11 protein-coding genes are annotated in these 18,176 nt (G+C 53.9%); 3 read left to right on the plus strand and 8 right to left on the minus strand.

The window, feature by feature from the left end:
• Nucleotides 1-98: 98 nt before the first annotated feature.
• Nucleotides 99-1,208 carry a glycoside hydrolase family 88/105 protein gene (locus tag O9H32_RS00425; RefSeq protein WP_269863739.1) on the plus strand — a complete coding sequence of 370 codons (1,110 nt, stop codon included), beginning with the start codon at nt 99-101 and terminating at the stop codon, nt 1,206-1,208.
• A 566-nt stretch (nt 1,209-1,774) separates the two neighbouring features.
• Here the strand turns inward: O9H32_RS00425 and O9H32_RS00430 are convergent.
• The gene (locus O9H32_RS00430; RefSeq protein ID WP_269863740.1) at nt 1,775-2,680 is read right to left on the minus strand and encodes a LysR substrate-binding domain-containing protein; all 906 of its coding nucleotides are present in this window, start codon (nt 2,678-2,680) and stop codon (nt 1,775-1,777) included.
• A gap of 141 nt (nt 2,681-2,821) precedes the next feature.
• Between O9H32_RS00430 and gdhA the strand changes: the two genes are divergently transcribed.
• Nucleotides 2,822-4,201 carry an NADP-specific glutamate dehydrogenase gene (gene gdhA, locus O9H32_RS00435; RefSeq protein ID WP_269863741.1) on the plus strand — a complete coding sequence of 460 codons (1,380 nt, stop codon included), beginning with the start codon at nt 2,822-2,824 and terminating at the stop codon, nt 4,199-4,201.
• Nucleotides 4,202-4,397: 196 nt separating this feature from the next.
• Here the strand turns inward: gdhA and O9H32_RS00440 are convergent, their stop codons facing one another.
• A complete protein-coding gene (locus O9H32_RS00440; protein ID WP_269863742.1) occupies nt 4,398-4,919 on the minus strand; it encodes a DUF421 domain-containing protein in 522 nt (173 codons plus the stop codon).
• A gap of 245 nt (nt 4,920-5,164) precedes the next feature.
• On the opposite strand from O9H32_RS00440, the gene spoVB reads away from it, so the two are divergent.
• Nucleotides 5,165-6,679, plus strand: coding sequence for a stage V sporulation protein B (gene spoVB, locus O9H32_RS00445; RefSeq protein WP_269863743.1), 1,515 nt, complete (start codon nt 5,165-5,167; stop codon nt 6,677-6,679).
• Nucleotides 6,680-6,768: 89 nt separating this feature from the next.
• Here the strand turns inward: spoVB and O9H32_RS00450 are convergent, their stop codons facing one another.
• The 6 genes from O9H32_RS00450 to fba all read right to left on the minus strand — a co-directional run bounded on the left by O9H32_RS00450 (nt 6,769) and on the right by fba (nt 18,160).
• Entirely contained in the window at nt 6,769-12,639 is a 5,871-nt protein-coding gene (locus O9H32_RS00450) for a glycoside hydrolase (RefSeq protein ID WP_269863744.1), read from the minus strand.
• A gap of 347 nt (nt 12,640-12,986) precedes the next feature.
• Nucleotides 12,987-14,009, minus strand: coding sequence for a LacI family DNA-binding transcriptional regulator (locus tag O9H32_RS00455; protein ID WP_269863745.1), 1,023 nt, complete (start codon nt 14,007-14,009; stop codon nt 12,987-12,989).
• A 258-nt stretch (nt 14,010-14,267) separates the two neighbouring features.
• Nucleotides 14,268-15,293, minus strand: a complete 1,026-nt coding sequence (locus O9H32_RS00460; protein ID WP_269863746.1) for a LacI family DNA-binding transcriptional regulator — start codon at nt 15,291-15,293, stop codon at nt 14,268-14,270.
• A gap of 113 nt (nt 15,294-15,406) precedes the next feature.
• Nucleotides 15,407-16,225, minus strand: coding sequence for a 5-deoxy-glucuronate isomerase (gene iolB, locus O9H32_RS00465; protein WP_269863747.1), 819 nt, complete (start codon nt 16,223-16,225; stop codon nt 15,407-15,409).
• Nucleotides 16,222-17,283, minus strand: a complete 1,062-nt coding sequence (gene iolG, locus O9H32_RS00470; protein ID WP_269863748.1) for an inositol 2-dehydrogenase — start codon at nt 17,281-17,283, stop codon at nt 16,222-16,224. Before iolG ends, iolB begins: the two co-directional genes overlap by 4 nt.
• Nucleotides 17,284-17,296: 13 nt before the next feature.
• On the minus strand, nt 17,297-18,160 hold the full coding sequence (gene fba / locus O9H32_RS00475) for a class II fructose-1,6-bisphosphate aldolase (RefSeq protein ID WP_269863749.1): 864 nt from the start codon (nt 18,158-18,160) through the stop codon (nt 17,297-17,299).
• Nucleotides 18,161-18,176: the final 16 nt, after the last annotated feature.

The following is an 18,176-nucleotide window of genomic DNA, read 5'->3' on the forward strand; positions in this document are numbered from 1 at the left end:
ATATCGCAAAATATAAGAAGAAAGCGTATAAATCCGCAATTAATGTACATATTCCAGTGCTATGATAAGGATATGAACAAGAAGGAGGAACGAGTACAATGAATTCATCCGTATCCCTACGAACCCCCATCCAATGGGCGGAGAAGGCCTGCGAGGCGCTGATGACCAAATTCGAGCCGGAGCTGCTTCCCCCGGACCGGTTCCACTATCACCAGGGCGTCTTCCTCTCCGGTATGGAAAAATGCTGGCGTCAGACCGGGAATGCCAAATATTATGACTATCTGAAAGCCTGGGTGGACAGCCAGATTCTTCCGGATGGCAGCATCAAGAAGTACAAGCCCGATGAACTCGACGATATCCAGCCGGGTGTGCTGCTCTACAACCTGTTGGAGCAAACGGGGGAGGAACGCTATAAGACAGCCCTGCACACCCTTGTCCCCCTATTGAAATCATGGAAAACCAATCCATCGGGCGGTTTCTGGCATAAGGAACATTACCCGAATCAAATGTGGCTGGACGGGCTGTATATGGCCGGGCCGATTGCCGTTCAGTTCGGTAAGACCTTCGATGAGCCTGAGTATTTTGACATGATGACCTTCCAGGCACTCCTGATGGCGAAGCATACCAAAGACCCAGTCACCGGTCTGCTGTACCACGGCTGGGATGAAACCAAGATGGCGGCTTGGGCTGATCCGGTTACAGGCCTTGCTCCGGAGTTCTGGGGACGCGCCATCGGCTGGTATCCTGTCGCCCTGCTCGAGATGTTCGAACACCTGCCGGAGGATCATAAAGATAAAGCGGCACTGGTCGGAATCCTTCAGGATCTGCTCATCGCCCTGACGAAGTACCAGGATCCCGCCACCGGGTTATGGTATCAGGTCATCGACAAAGGTGACCGTCCGGATAACTGGCTCGAGAATTCTTGCACCTCATTGTTCGTTCATGCCATAGCCAAAGCCGTGCGCTTCGGCTATCTGGACGCCTCCTATCTGCAGTATGCCTGGAAGGGATATCAGGGTGTGATCGATACGCTGAAGTTCGACGAGAACGGGAACGTCGTCATCGGCCAGATCTGCATCGGCACCGGGATCGGAGATTACGCCCATTACATCGCCCGTCCGACCAGCGAGAATGACCTGCACGGCGCAGGCGCCTTCATTCTGATGTGCGTGGAGATGAGTCAGGCGGCTCAAGCGGCACGGCAATAATATTCACGAAAGAGCACCTGCTCCTCGGGCTGAGAGGACAGGTGCTCTTTCGTTTGGCGGTGAGCGCTGCTCTGCGCCCACGGATAGAATCCTTCTTGGTACGGAGGTGGTTGTCGAGCTCCGCTCCGATATCTCTTCCTGTACCAAGGAAGCTGGCTCAGCGCTCAAACCGTTCAATCGCCGAGTGCTTGTCCTCCGGTTGCCATAAGATCCTTACCGGATCGATATCATAACGAGTACGCAGATCCTTCTGCACTCTCAAGCCTTCCCATGAACGAATCATGCTCGAATCCCTTTCGGTTTAGATGCTGCTCGCAATGAAATAGGCAATCGCTCCCATAATAATCACGGGAATCGCAGCAAGGAGCGAAGCGACAACCAGCACTTTTTTGAGCCCCGGTCCGGATGCCTGTTCCGCTTCCTAATTAGCTATGATAGGGATACCTTACCGCTGATGATACGCGCCAAGCTATCATCAAATGATACGATTATTCTCTTGCGATACGGCAGACGGTAGTGAATGGCCATTCCTTAAGTGCCGCGGCGCTGCCTCTATTATGCTTTGCCTACTCTCTAAAATATTGTACCTGCGCATAAAATTCCGTAAGAAAATGATAAAATAATTGTTCCGTAGGAAGTAGCTTGCGCTGGGTTGGACGGATCACCCCTATCGTTCGGGTCACATAGGGATCGACGATAGGTATTTTCACAGTGGATTGCGGAACGTTATCTACCAATGTCACTTCGGGCATTAACGCTACCCCTAGCCCAGCCGAAACCAACCCTTTCAAAGCATCAATATCATCCCCTTCGAAAGCAATTTTCGGGACAAATCCAAGTTCGTTGCATGCATTTAGTGCGATCTTTCGAAACACAGTTCCTTCCCGCAGTGTCACAAAGGGAACATCTTTCAGCTCTCGCAGCTGGATGGTGGAACGATTGGCAAGCGGATGATGGACCGGCAGTAATGCGACGATATTCTCCGTAAACAATATCTTTTGTTCAATTTTTTTCTCTTCGCCAGGTACCGGAGCGATCATGGCCAGGTTAAATTCGCCGTCGATTACACCGTCGATCAAGTCACGGTAGAGCGCTTGTCTCATCTGAAAATTCGCTTCCGGGTACCGTCTGCGAAAAGCATATATCGCTGTAGGTAAGACGTGGGCCGCCAGACTGATGGGAAATGCTATGCGGACCGTCCCTTTCTCCGGCTCCAAATATTCCTTAACCTCCCTCTCTGCTTCGTTGATCATGTTCATTGCCTGCTTCACGCGTTCGAGGAAGATCCGGCCGATCGGCGTCAGCTTTACTCTCCGTCCTTCCCGGATAAAGAGATCGACTCCCAATTCACTTTCCAAATTAAAAATCTGTCTGCTTACGGATGACTGCGCAACATGCAGGGCATTCGCAGCTTCCGTCACATGTTCTCTCATGGCAACTTCCATAAAGTACCTCATTTGCCTTATTTCCATGTCTTCCTCCCAATTGATGCAAAAAACGCATCAACTTCATCGGATATGAATATTGGAGCGATTAATTATTAAATTATAAAATCAATTCACAATGAAAAAAAGAGGATTATTTTTGCATCCAGTAAATTAAGGAGTGTATTCATGAAATTACTAACTGAGATTGAACAAACGCATACACGTATCGCAGAGGAGTACGTCAACGCTTTATTCGAAACCGTCACTAAACGCAATCCCAACGAACCGGAATTTCATCAGGCGGTAAAAGAAGTGTTTCATTCCTTGATCCCTGTGCTCACTAAAAATCCAAAATATATGGAACATGCCATCCTGGATCAGTTGGTTGAACCGGACCGGCTCGTATCTTTCAGGGTTCCCTGGGTCGATGACAAGGGAAAGGTAAGAGTGAACCGGGGATTCCGGGTTCAATTCAGCAATGCGATCGGACCCTACAAGGGCGGATTAAGATTTCACCCCTCAGTAAACGCCAGCATCATCAAATTTTTGGGGGTTGAACAGATCTTCAAAAACTCACTAACCGGCCAGCCGATCGGCGGCGGAAAAGGCGGTTCCGATTTTGACCCGAAAGGGAAGTCGGATCTGGAGATTATGCGGTTTTGCCAAAGCTTCATGACCGAACTGAGAAAATATATCGGTCCGGATAAGGATGTTCCGGCCGGCGATATCGGCGTCGGAGCCAGAGAGATCGGCTATATGTTCGGGCAGTATAAAAAGCTGGCGGGCGCGTATGAAGCCGGTGTACTGACCGGAAAAGGCATCGGTTACGGGGGAAGCCTGGGACGTAAAGAGGCAACCGGATACGGTACGGTCTACTTTGTAGAACAAATGCTGAATGACAAGGGCTTGAGCTTTCATGGCAGCACCGTCGTCGTCTCCGGATCAGGAAATGTCTCTATTTATGCCATGGAGAAGGCGATGCAGTTAGGCGCTAAAGTTGTGGCATGCAGTGATTCCGGCGGATATATTTATCATAAGGACGGCATTAACCTTTCTACGATCAAACGTTTAAAAGAAGTAGAAAATAAGAGATGCCGCGATTACGTACTGGAGTATCCTGATGCGATCTATGTGGAAGGCTGTTCCGGGATCTGGACCATTCCTTGCGACATTGCTTTGCCCTGCGCAACACAAAATGAGATCGACAAAGCCTCCGCTGAACTGCTCGTTCGCAATAGAGTCAAAGCAATCGGCGAAGGCGCCAATATGCCTTCGACGCTGGAAGCCATCGACGTGTTCCTCGAGAATCAAGTGCTGTTCGCTCCCGCTAAAGCGGCAAACGCAGGCGGTGTGTCGGTCTCCGCGCTGGAAATGGCCCAAAATAGCGCAAGACTGTCCTGGACGATGGAGGAAGTGGACGAGAAACTGAAAAGCATTATGAATCATATTTATCGGGAAAGCATGAAGTCCTCTGAAGAATACGGCGTTCCCGGCAATCTGGTTATCGGTGCAAACATTGCCGGATTTGTAAGAGTCGCTGATGCGATGATAGCTCAAGGCGTATAAACAGAAACTTCCTCAGGTCGGTCGGCTCCAACATGTGTTCCAGATCGTTTCGTCTTACCCATAGTCTTGAATTTGTATAACTGTAACTGCAAAAAAGGCATCTCCTTTCTATCCAGGGAATGCCTTTTTTTGTATGCGTCCCATCTCTTTGTCTGATTCCATTGTGCGCTTGTCTCATGGGAAACGATGTAATCTGTCATCTATCCCCCTGGATATCTTCCCTGAGGCGGGTCAGCCATACCTCCAGATCGCGCCTGGTTACGGGTTTTGCGGCCTCTGTAAGCTCATAGCCCAGCTCACCGTTCATCTCGATGACCCCCTGTTTGATATCAGCTATGTCGGTGATGCCCAGCTGGCGCAGCCTCATCTCGAGTTGGTTAACCGTAATGCGAAGCTTCCGCAGCGCCTGCATATCCAGTTGGCCCTCCCGAATGACGGTAACCGCCTCTCCCGTGATCAATTTTTGCAGCTTGCCGAAGCGAATTTCCACAAGTTCCAGTACAACCAATACTGCCAGAAACAATGCGACCGCGGCAATCGCCCTCCATACGGTCTTCTCTATAATCCCCTGGGCAATCAACTCACCGATGGAGATCATAATGACGGTCGTCGCAACATTCATTTGCGCGATTGATTTTCGGCCTGATAAACGCAGAAGTATGATGCCCGTCAAGACAAGCAGCATGCACTTCCAGACCAAGTGCCAGGATAAATCCATCCTTTGGTCGCCTCCTCTTGGGATTTTATCCAACCCTATCTTTCCCATCTCGGCTGCAATCCACCCCCGCCATCCGCTATTTGGGATTGAACCGGCTGAAACTAAAAAAGACTTGGCGATGAGGCCTTATTAAAAGCCGACGAGTATGAGCGTGTACACATGTTTTCTCGGATGTTGAAATACAATGGTAGTATTTGAACAACTGGAGGATAGGAGTCCCGATGCCGCAACCGAAGCAAACCTTCATGAGAGGTACGTTATTCTTGTCCGCCGCCGCGCTGATCAACCGCATCCTGGGTTTAATCAGCGGCATGTTCGTAGCCAGGGTGCTGGGTGCCGAGGGGATCGGCCTCTTGATGATGGCCCATCCTCTGGTCCCGCTGGTGATCACGATTACGGAGCTCGGCCTGCCTGTCGCCATCTCCAAGCTGGTCGCCGAGGCCGATGCCCGCGGGGATCGGACGAAGGTGAGACGGACCCTGCACGTCTCGCTGCTCGTTACCGGCTTCCTGAGTGTCACGCTGACGACGCTCTCCCTGCTCGGCTCGCATTGGATTGCCTCCCTGCTTCTCAGCGATCAGCGAGCTTATTACGCCATGCTCGCGATTACACCCATTGCGCCTATCGTTGCCGTCTCAGCGGTGCTCAAGGGCTACTTCCGCGGGAAGCAGCGAATGCAGACCATCGCCGCTTCCGACGTATTGGAGAACACCGTACAGATCGCGTGTGTGCTCGCTTTGGTCCACATCTTGCTGCCCTACGGCGTTGCCTATGCCGCCGCCGGGGCTATGGCCGCCTCCGTGGTCAGCGAGATCAGCTCTCTGCTGTTTCTACTGGCCAGCTACAAGCTGCGCGGCGAAGTCAAGCTGCCGGGCGAGACATGGGCTGCCCACCTTCGGAAGGGCCGGTCAACCCTTACGGAGCTTCTGCGAATCGGCTTGCCGACCACCGGCAATGGAGTGATTCACTCGGTCTATGGCGCCTTCCAACCGCTGCTCATTACGACCAGCCTGGCCGCCGCCGGCATAAGCACAGCGGTAGCCACCAAACAGTTCGGAATGATTGCCGGATATGCTTTCCCGCTGCTCTTCATGCCCAGCTTCATCACACAGTCCCTCTCTACCGCTCTGATCCCGGCCATCAGCGAAGCGGCCGCCAACAAGAACAGCTTGTTAATGCACGAAAGAATGGAGCAGGCTTTACGCTTGGGCTTTTTGAGCGGGGCACCGGCCACCGTGATCCTATTCGTTTGGTCCACGCCGCTGACTACCCTCATTTATAACGCGCCGGAAGCCGGCCCTCTGTTGAAAATTCTAGCGCCGATGTTTTTCCTGCATTATTTCGATGCGCCGCTGCATGCCATACTGCTGGGGCTTGGCCGTGCGAATGCCACCCTATGGAATTACGCCATTACGACCGTGTTCAAAGTTACTGCCATCTACGTGCTTGGCAGCAAGTTTGGCATTGTCGGAATCGCTTTTGCACTGGGCCTCAGCATGGTGGTCATCACGATGCTCAACTTCAACTCGATCTCCGGCAGCATCGGGTCCTACTGGGATATCCGGCCCTATGCAAGGAGCACATTCGCCATGCTCATCATGGTACTATGCGGGCAGTGGGCTATCCGTTACCTGGATAGCCTGGCCCTTCCCATGCTGTGGAATACCATCGGTTCGATCGGCTTCTCGCTGCTCGTTTATTTCGCCGTACTGTCCCTTACGAATGCCTGGAGCCGGAGGAGCAGAAGAATCTATTCATAAGCTCTAATAAATAATGCGAAAAAAGCTGAGACCCTTGAACACAGGCCCCAGCTTTTTTCGCATTCTCAGTCCTTACCCACGGGTAAGTATTAGTTGTACTTGGCACGAATCGCATCATACTCCGTCTGAGTAATAGGCAGCACCGTACCATGACGCGGGCTGGCGGGCAATTTGTAATCGGAAGACAAGGTCCATGCGCCCAAATCCAGGTCTGTCGTTTCATACGGGATATACCCTCTGCCGCCGAACTCATCCACGAACAGATACCATTTCTCTTCCGTGTTGGATTTGAAGACTGTCGGACCTTCGACCCCTTTACTGCCGCCGACCCCTTCTTTGATCATTGTAAATCCGGGATCGAATACGGAAGCCGCAGCTTCCTGGAACACCATTTTTCCGTAAGGAGAGGAGGACGTGTTGTCTCTTTCGTCCTTCGTGAACCGGTACACTTTGCCTTCATTGGCAATCATCGTCGTATCGATGACGGAATGACCGAAGTCCATATACACTTGAGGCTTGGTAAATGTATAGAAATCCCGTGTTTTGCTGTACATCATTTTTTGATACGTGTTTCCGGTATGACTTTGATCTGCGTAGATTTTGGATGCCCAGAAGACGATATACTCGCCTGACTTGTCATCATAGAACACTTCAGGGGCCCAAGTATTCCCGGCCTCTTCCGGCGCAACCTCTACCATTCTTTGCTCCGACCAGTCCACCAGGTCATTGGATTCCCAGACCATGATGGACCGGCTTCCTTGTCTTTGCGCCCGGTCCCAATTCGAGTTCCCGTTGATTTTCAAATCGGTTGCGATCATATAGAACTTATCGCCCTCGGGTGAGCGGATGATGAAGGGATCCCTGACCCCCTTCTCGCCTAATCCCGATGTAAGCACAGGCTTCCCTTTGTTCGTCTCCTGCCAGTGCAGCGGGTCGTTCCCTTCGCTCAGAGCAAGATAGATCTGCTCACCGTCTGCCGTTCCTTCCCCGGTAAAGTAAGAGAAGAGATACCCGGCATACTTTTCTTGAGCCGGCCGTTCCTTGACGATGGCTTGGAATTCCTTGGCCTCGGACGCTCCATTGCGGGAGACCGTGGCTGTAAGCTTCACCGCTGCATCCCCGCTTCCCTGCCCCGGACGCGTCACTTCCCCGGTTGTTGTGATGATTCCAGGGGCTTCGGATTTCCAGGTAATGGTTGTCCCGTTCGCTCCTGCTGCAGGCAAGGTTAAGTTGCCGCGCACATCGTCCACATGGTGAACCACCAAAGCTTCCTTGTCCAATTGAACCGCTTGTTCATCGCTTGGCAATCTGAGAACGGTCACGGTAAACTCTCTTGTGGCAGATTTCGTGCCATCGGAGAAGGCTGCCGTCAAGGTTACCGTTTGGTCTCCGGCTTCAAATGCCGGTCTTTGGACTACGCCTGCATCGGTAATGACAGCCGGGAGGGACGATTTCCAGGTAATGGACGTCCCGTAAGACCCGTTCGCCGGCAAAGTCAGATTCTTCACCACTTCATTTTCGCTTGCATTGGCCCCCAGGATATCGGAGTAAGCCAGCTTGCCCGCTGCCGTACCGACGAACATCCCCTTCATCCGGGCAACCTTCGCATCCGCTTCCGCCTTCAGCCCCTTGATCTCGGCCTCTGTCAGAGCCCCGTTATATAGTTGAAAGTCCGCAATCATCCCTCCAAAATAAGGATCCGCGGGGTAAAATGACTTTCCGATAAATCCGCTTGCGCCCAGCTCCTGTCTAATCTGCTCTAAGGTGAGACCGTTCAAGCCGGCTTTGGATGCCGGAACGCCATCGATATACAGGCTTAACGAACTGTCCTTGCCGGACAGAACGGCAGTGACCAGCTTCCATTCCCCGGAAGGCAGTGTCGCGGATTTGGCGGACACCTCGTTCTTCCAGCCGTCGGTAGCGATACCGAGCCGCGAGGAACTATCGGCATTATACTTGGGCGTGAAGTAGGTATAATGCGTCGAGCTATCCGCTCTTCCGAGGGCGTATAACCATTCCGCTCCGCCTCCCCCGCTCCAGTTGACGAGCGTTGATACGGTCATATCCTGTAATCCGTTCAGAATGCCGCCAGGCAGCTCGATATACGAATTGGCCTTGCCTCCGGCGAAGCTTAGTACGCCCGCTTCTTGGCTGCGGATCCACTCGGCCGACGCCGGGTTCACCCAGGTACCGTCGAAGGTTCCGGTTTGATCCTTCACCTTGGCACCCTCGATTTGCGACATGTCATAATGTAGAATCCGTTCTGCGCCAGACGGTTCGGTTACGGGAGGAATGTCGGTCTCCACTTTGAGCCAGCTTAGCATGGGCTTGGACCCGCCCCCCTTGACCGCTTTTACGATCAGCTCCCCGCCTGTCACCGTGATGCCGCCGAACGTTTTCTCTTCCTTATTGGAACCGATGAGATAATGGTCGAGCTTCGTCTCTCCGTTAATGACGATACTCATCGCCCGATCCGCCGCATGCCATGGATCAAAGAATCCGGCCGTTACCTTATACGTACCGTTCGGAACCTCGAAGCGGTAGGCCAATCCCTTGCCGTTAGTGTTCCCGTCGTATTGGCGGATAGAATCGTAGGGATCGGTCGACCCGGTACGGGCCCAGGTCAGTCCTTCATCGGCTTCGTAGCCCCATAGGCTCCCCGTCACCGGATCCTTGCCGTACGGCTGTTCTTCCAAGGATTGGTACGTCCCGAGCGTCTCGCCTTCCTCTGGCTTGCCTGGCGTATCGTCACCCGCATCGACGTAGTACAGCGCTTGACTGCCGGCACGGCTCGGCGTCGCTTCCACCGGCTCGGACAGGATCGCTTCCACTCCCCGCTTCGCAACGACGGTGAAGGAGTACGCCGTGCCGTTAGTTAGACCGGTTACGATGGCTGACCCTGGATCAGCAGGGACTTCAGCATACGTATCATCGCTGACCGTGGCAGGCTTATACCGCACTACGTATGCATCCGCACCGTCGACTTGACTGAACTGCAATGACACCTGCCTGTCGCCTGCCTTCACCTGGTAAATCACCGGCTTGGAAGGAACTTGGCCTCCCTCGCCAGTCACTTGGACATAAGCGAACTGTGCATCCCCCCAGCTGTGAAGACCCGCGCGCCCGCTGGTATAGGAGGTATCCTCCACACCGAATACCGGCTTCCCGTCGATGAAGGCGCGAATTTGTTTCCCTTCCAGGTGAACCTCCAATTTGTACAGCTCGCCCGGTTTCGCTGTGAACGGAACGGCCGGAGCCAAGTTTTGACCATCCTTTTTCAGGGTGAGCACGCCGTTCTCGAACCCGAATATGTATCCTTTCGAGTGACTCGTTCCGCGGAACGCAATCCCCCAGTCCGCGCCACTCGTTGCATGCTTGGCAATGGCGGTCATCGTGCCGTCAATGATCTCCATCCCGGCCATGCTTACTTCGCCTTGGCTGTCACTCCCGGATACATGCTTCAGCAACCCGTCTTCCATCTTCCACGAACTGAGATCCTGCCGGTAACGGCTCATATTGCCATCTTCAAAAGAGTCTGCCACCCGCACCGACTCCTCTTCCGGAGTCACGGCCGTCTCCGTATACCCGGTACCTTGGCCTCCTTTGCCGATCGCAGCGACACGAACGGTAACGGGGCTTCCGTTGGTCAGATCCTTTATATCGAATGACGTCTTATCGGTCTCCATCCTAGCAATCGGCTCGGAACCGGCGAGCACCTGAACCGCATAGCCGGAGGCCCCTTCGATCTGACCGAATTCCACATGGGCCGATCCATTGCCTGGTACAGCTATGATTTTGCCGGGCGCAGGCGCATCGGGGAGCACTGTGAATTCTTTCGAAGAAGGACTGCTTGCCGCCCCATCCACAGCTTCCACGACGCCATAATAAGTTGTACCGTTCGAAAGTCCCTCGACTTGAATCGATCCGTTCGGCGTACCACTCAGGAGCTCCTTCGTATAGACGCCGGATTGCGTCCCATAACGAACGCGATAGGCGGGAACGCCGCCGCCGGCTTCGTAGTAGACGTGGAATCCGCCGTCCTTGCCGGCCGCCGACACACCGCTCGGAGCCAGTAATGCCGGTGTGCCTTGAACCCGCTTGGAAGGAGGACTGAACCCGTTGCGGTTGCCTGCACGAAGGGTAAGATCGTACTTCTTCCCGTTCTCCAAGCCTCCGATCACGACTTCCTCTCCGGACACCAGCGTAAACTTCTGCTTGCGGGTCTCGCCTCGCACCCCGTAGGTTACTTCATATTCGTAGGCCCCTTTGGGAGCGCTGAATTCCACTTTCAACCCTTTATTGAGCGGCTTGACATCCAAGATCTTCGGCGCTTCAGGCTTCTTATTCTCCTTCATCACATCCCCGTTCAGAGTCACCACGGAACGTGCGGGAATGACGGCTTCGAACGTACCGCCGCCCTGAACCGGAATATCTGCTCCCCGCATGAGATCGCGGTCAGCCGAGGTAACATACGATTTCAGGACGAACACGGATTCCTTCTTCCCGAGCCCCTTTACATCGATCTTCACCCGTTTCTCCTCTTGGCTGTCATTGACGAACACGGCCGTTACCGTCTTCTCGCCCTCATGAAGGTATGCGGAGCCCAGCAGCCCGCTTCGCGCTTGTTCATCAAGCCCCGTAAGCGCGATACGTTTGGCGCCGGGACGAATAAATTTGCTGTAATTGCCAAGGGCCCACAAGATTTTGGAAGTGAGTATATTCTGCTCGTCTCCCGCCTGATTAAAATCGGTATAAATCAGACCATCCTTATAATCTTCCTTGGAAACCGCCGTCCACCACTGCCATGCCGACGCATTCGCCTTCGTCAGATCATAATGAATCGTACGGGCCACATGCAGGGCCGGATCGATCCCCAGGTCGCGGCCGGGTCCGTAGGAGCCCAGAATGCAATACTCCGACATCCAGTAGACAGCGGCAGGCTCGTATTTCTTCATGTTGGCATCGAGCAGTTCCCTCAGCTTGCCAAGGCGGTCGTCGCCCGGGCTGCTATAATCGGACCAGTAGGAATGAGAGGCGATTTTGTTCCCTACCGCTTCCTTCATCTTCGGGTCCCCAAGCAAGTCCTTGATATATTCCCTGTATTTCCCTGTCCCTAAACTATTGGCACCGCCGGTATATTGCTCTTTATTCGAGAACATCTTATAGAATTCATCATCCAAGAGTGCGGTAATCTCTACGCCGTCCGGAGCGCTGATTGTGGACTTCAGGCCTTTCTTCTTCAACTGCCGGTGCAGCTCGAGAATCACGCGCTTCAGATCTTCGTTATTATAGCGGTTCCCCTCCTGCCCGGCCTTATTCCAATCCCAAGTCGGCTCGTTAATCGGGCTGATGTACTGGAATTCAAGACCTTTCTGTTTAAAATGTTTCAACACATCGATCAGATAAGCGGCGAATTCGTCTTCGTAGCCTTCCTTCAAATTGGTAGAGCCTACGGTCGAATCCGGTTGGGCATGGCCGTTCTTCGTCATCCAGACCGGCGGGCTGTTGACGAACGCGATCAGCGTATCGACGCCCCGGTCTTTGGCCGCCTTCAGGAACCACTGCTGTCCCGCCTGCTTGCTCCAGTCGTACTTGCCGTCCTCCGACGATTTGAACGCTTCCGCTCGGCGCCATGGGTTCGAGATGATCTCTTGGTCCGTTTCGGTGGAACCCGCGCCGATATTGAACCGCCACGCAGACAGGCCTATGCCTTTGTCCCTGGAGAAGAGCAGATCGGCTACGCGGTTTTTATTGTCTTCCGTCCAGTGCTTTCCAAGCGGCTCCATCGACCATGCGTCGGATGCGCCAAAGTTGTCGATCCGCTGATAGGAAGCCGATGCGTCTATGGACACCGTGCTGTCCGGCGCAGCCGAACTGGCATACGAGAACCCGTATGTATTGATCAGGCATGTGCACGTCAGCAGTGCAGCTGTGAATTTCTTCCTAAGCTTGGTTTTCATAAGACATTCCTCTCTTCAATGAACTTGGCCTGCTCTAGAAGCCCTGCAGCATCCGCCGCCTGGCCCGGCATGCCGCTCACCGGTTTCAAATAGCTTCTAAGCAATAACGGATTAGCTGCCTTGATGGTGGGTATACCGGATTCTCTCCCCCTCCGATTACGATTCCGAAGCCCTTAATGAAATCATTTATGAAACCCATTACATGAAACGGGTTTCATAATAGCGGAAAAAAATACGGCGCTCATCACCGTGTCTTTTCCCTAGGATGTAAGGGGTTTCACTGACTTTATTCTATTCTTCCAATATTGCCCTGTCAATCCTTTTTTGAGTGGGCTTACCTCACGCCCCTACCGCCTTTTTGTACTTTGGCGTACGACAAGTTCCGGCTCGATTACGGTCACTTTCTTTACTCTTTCCTTCATGATCAGCTTATGAAGTACATGGACCGAAGTCCCGCCTAACGTTTCCATTTGCTGCTTCACGGTGGTGAGCTCCGGGTAGATCGCCGAAGCTAACGGAATGTCGTCGAAGCCTACGATTGACATCTCTGCAGGAATCGCTATGCCGGATTTCATGGCCGCTTTCACCGCCCCTACGGCGGTATAATCGTTCACGCACAGTACAGCTGAAGGGCGGTTTGTCTGGTTCAGAATGATTTCCATGGACCTTTCTCCGGAAGCCATCGAGAAATCCCCGAACAATACGCGGTCCTTCGGCACTTCCAGCCCGTTGCGCGCCATAACCCGCTTATAGGCCCTGACTTTCTGGGCGGTGGTCGTCATGTTATCATTGCCGGCGATGAAGGCAATATCCGTATGTCCGATATCAACTAAATATTGAGTAGCCATCTCGGCTCCCTTGCTCTCGTCGGTGACCACGCGGTGAAGCGAAGTGCCTGGCAAGCTGCCGTTCACGAGCACCAAGGGGATTCTCGCTGCCGTCTCTACCACCTCATGGACAAGAGCCGGGCTGCATTTGGTAAGATTAATCCGTCCCCCGAGGAATATAATCCCGTCGACCTGTTTCTCTCTCAAGATGTGCAGGTATTGCGATTCCCTCTCGTAATCTCCAAGCGTGTCGCACAGAAAGAAGGTGTATCCCATATCCCGCGCCTCCCGCTCGATCCCGCTGAATACCTCCGGAAAGAACGGATTCGTAATGTCCGGAACGATGACTCCGACCGTTCCCGTCTCCTTCTTCGTTAAGCTGCGGGCGAGCGCATTCGGCTGAAACTGGTATTTATCAATGAGCTCCATAATCTTGAACCGGGTGCTTTCCTTAACCGGCGCCGTATTATTCAATACCCGCGATACCGTCGCAACGGACACTCCGGCTTCGCTCGCGATATCGTAGATCGTCATTTGCTTCATTTTCTCATGCCCCTAGCTTCTTCACAATGTGGTACCGATTTCACCTAATGATATCAAATCCCGTACCATCATGCCTAGCTTCTCCAGACAAAAAAACAAGAACCCCAATATCCCTTACGGTCATGGGGCTCTTGTCTCATCCTATTTTGCCAATAAGGAGTAGTTAGAAGCAGGCTTGGCCATTGTGAAACGAACAAAAAAAAGAAGCCGCAAACCATGGCTCCTTGGGATGAGACTCTTATCATGAATAGGGTCCTTCTATACCTCTTCGTGTCCGTCATCAACCGGCCCGGCCGTGGACTGACGTAGGCGCAGCTCCGGCCGGAGAACGATGCGCCGCTTGGTTGATTCCGCATGCTGCACGTTGTCGATCAATAACTTGAATGCCTGCTTCCCCATCGTGGCAATCGGCTGCGCTACCGTTGTCAGCGGCGGATCCGTCACCTGGGCCAATATCGTATCATCAAAGCCGACGATCGACAGTTGATCGGGCACCTTAACCCCAAGCTGCTTGGCCCCCTGCATAGCGCCGATCGCGAGCAGATCGTTGCAGCAGAATATAGCCGTCGGTGGATCAGGTCTGCCCAGCAGTTCAGCTGCCCCGCGGCGCCCTTCCTCTACCCTATGTTCGCAAATGACAACGTTGTGATCGTCGAACGGAATCTGCATTTCCAGAAGACCTTGTTTAAAGCCCCGAATGCGTTCGCGGCTGCTGCTGACTCTCAGATTCTCCGAAAGGATAGCGAGCCTTCGGTGTCCGAGCTCCGTCAGATGACGCGCCGCCATCATACCCCCGATAAAGTCGTCGACTAAGACGGTATCCACCACCAAGGCACTGGTTTCGCGCGCAATCAGGACGATCGGCATGTTCTTCGTTTGGAGCCGTGCCAGAATATCCGTATTGTCAACACCGGTTCCGATCACGATCCCGTCCACCCTTTTTTGCTCCAGGAGGGCAATATACCGCTCCACCCGCTCATCCTGGTTATCCGTACTGCACATAATGACGGAGTAGTCGTCCGTATGGGCCTGATCCTCGATCGCGCGGGCGATTTCGGCAAAGAACGGGTTCGATATATCTGGAATCAGAAGACCAACCGAATAGGTTTTCTTCCCCATGAGGGCAGAAGCGATTAGACTTGGCTGGTAATCGAGCTCTTCCATGATTTTGAAAATGTGCTCGCGTCTTTTTTTGCTGACTTTCCCTTTTCCGTTAATGGCATTGGAGACGGTGGCGATCGATACGCCGGCTTCCTTGGCCACATCATATATGGTTGCTTTCATACCCGTCCCTCTGAAAATAAAATGCTGGGAGACGAGCTGCTCATCCCCCATATCCATATTATGAACTTTTCATTAGGCGGTTGCAACGTTGCTGCGGAACGTGCCGGCTTTCCTTAGATGTTCGCCTTCATGATCCATTGATGATCGGGATCGTTGTGGAATTTCCAGGTCCGATGAGGCCCGGCCATCACATTCAAATAATAGACGTCATAGCCGGGCGGGGCCGCTACAGGATGATACCCGCGGGGCACGAGTACCGCTTCGCCGCTCTTGACGATCAAGGTTTCGTCAAGCGTACGGTCGTCTGTGTACACCCTTTGTACAGCAAAGCCCTGCTCCGGTTCTACTCTGTAATAGTAGGTCTCTTCCAGGAACGACTCTTCGGGCAGCCTATCCCGGTCATGCTTATGCGGCGGATAACTGGACCAATGGCCGTTCGGAGTGAACACTTCCACAACGAGCAAGCTGTCTGCCGGCTCCTGCTCCGGCAGGATGTTGTGGATACGCCGTTCGGTATGGCCTGTGCCGCGAATTTCGACGCCCACTTGTGCGGGCTCGATAAGACGGGCGGCATAGCTGCCCCGGCCGGGCGCCGAGCAGATCGCAATCTCCAAGGAACTCCGTGCCTCTACAGTAAACGGCTCCCCGTTCGGAACGTAGACGGAATAAGGGGGGATTCTTTCAAATACGCTCATTCGCTGTCCAACGGCGCTCCATTGCATCGCGCCTGCCGAGATATCCGCGATGCCGCTTAGCAGGACGACGCATACCTCCTGATCGCCGGTATCCCGGCGAATGGATTGCCCTTCGGTCAACCGGACAACTTCGAAGCCGACATAAGTCCAGCCTGCGGATGCCGGCGTAATGGACAGGATTGTTCCCTCAGGCCCGGGGTTGCGTTCGGCCTTCACTACGAGTGTATTCTTGGTCATAATGGCAGCACCTCGCCATTGTTGTTCGACAGCTCCCGGCGGAGCGAACCCAGCTCGCTAAGTTTAACAGGGCGGTTCCATTGGCTGCTCCACTTGGCCGCCAGCGCGATTCGTTCGGCCTGCAGTCCATCCAAGCCATCGACCGCAGGCGGTGTACCGTCAATCAGGCCGTCAATGAATCGCTGCACCTCTTCCACATAAGCCTGGTTGTATCTCTCAAGGAAGAAATGCAGCGGTCTGTCGGCCACGACACCTTCGGCTGTGCTGAGGACAGCCGTACTCGGATGGTCGTTGGCGATCGACACACTTCCTTTCGAGCCGAACACTTCGACCCGTTGATCGTAGCCGTACACCGACTTGCGGCTGTTGTCGATGACACCAAGGGCGCCGCTGGCGAACTTTAACGTAATGATGGCCGTATCGACGTCGCCGTACTCCGCGAATACCGGATCGACGAGAACGCCCCCCTGCGCATACACTTCCGTGACCTCGCTGCCGGATAAGAACCGGGCCATGTCGAAATCGTGGATGGCCATGTCCATGAACAGACCGCCGGATACTTGGATATATTCCTTCGGCGGCGGACTGGGATCGCGCGAGGTGATCTTCACGATCTGCGGGTCGCCAATGCTGCCGCTCTCAATATGTTCCTTGACACGTTTGAAGTTATGGTCGAACCGGCGGTTGAAGCCAACTTGAAGCTTCACGCCTGCGGCTCTGACAGCTTCGAGCGCCTCCTCCGTCTGTTCGATATCCATGCTGAGGGGCTTCTCGCAAAACATGTGCTTGCCCGCTGCCGCCGCCTGTTTGATCAGTGGAACGTGAGTATCGGTCGAGGAGCAAATGAATACCGCATCGATATCCGGGTGATGGATAATGTCAGAGCTGTCCTTCGTCAATAGACCGATCCCCCGCTCCGCCGCCCAAGCCTGCAGCTCGGGCCCCATGAATAGGTCGCTGACGGCGACGACTTCCGCATGCGTATGGCGGAGCAGATTATCCGTATGGATCTTGCCTATACGCCCTGCACCGATGATGCCTACTTTGATTGTTTTCACATGAACACCCCCACTATACTTTTCCGGAAGCACCAAAAAGTCTCATCTTCGTTTGAACGGCGGCTTGGATCGCTTCCCGGGCCGGAATCAAATAATTCCTTGGATCATATGCCCCGGGATGCTCCTGCAAGTAGCTGCGGATCGCCTGCGTGAATGCCATCTGGTTGTCGGTATTGACATTGATCTTGGCGGTGCCCCGGGCGATCGCCTGAAGGATCTCATCGTCCGGTAAGCCGCTGCCGCCGTGCAGGACAAGGGGCGATCCGGTCAGACGCTGAATTTCCCCCATGCGGCGGAAGCCAAGCTTCGGCTGCCCTCGATACGGTCCGTGTACGGAGCCGAGCGCGGGTGCCAGACAATCGATGCCCGTCTCCCGCACCAGCCTGGCGCAGTCCTCCGGGACGGCATACAAGCCCTCCGCCTCCTCTACGATCAGGTCGTCTTCACGCCCCGTAATCCGGCCCAGTTCCGCCTCCACCGATGCACCGAGCGCATGCGCCGCTTCCGTCACTCTCTTCGTCAGCTCGATATTCCGCTCCAGGCTGTGGTGGGAGGCGTCGATCATGACCGACGTGAACCCGGCGTGCAGTGCGCGGATACATACTTCATAGGTCGATCCGTGGTCCAGATGAAGCGCCACCGGAACGGTAATGCCGTCATGGCCGATCAGCGATTGGACCATGCCCGCGATGGTTGTGAGCCCTCCCATGTAAGGAATATAGGCTTCACTGACCCCCAAGATCACAGGGGCCTGCTCCACCTCCGCCGCCTGGAGAATGGCCTGCGTGAATTCGAGATTGTTCAAGTTGAACTGGCCGACCGCATAGCGGCCTGCGAGTGCCTGCTTCAGCATCTCCGACATCGATACTAGTGCCATAGATTGTGTACCCCCG

Source organism: Paenibacillus caseinilyticus, assembly GCF_027533645.1.
GTDB lineage: Bacteria > Bacillota > Bacilli > Paenibacillales > NBRC-103111 > Paenibacillus_G > Paenibacillus_G caseinilyticus.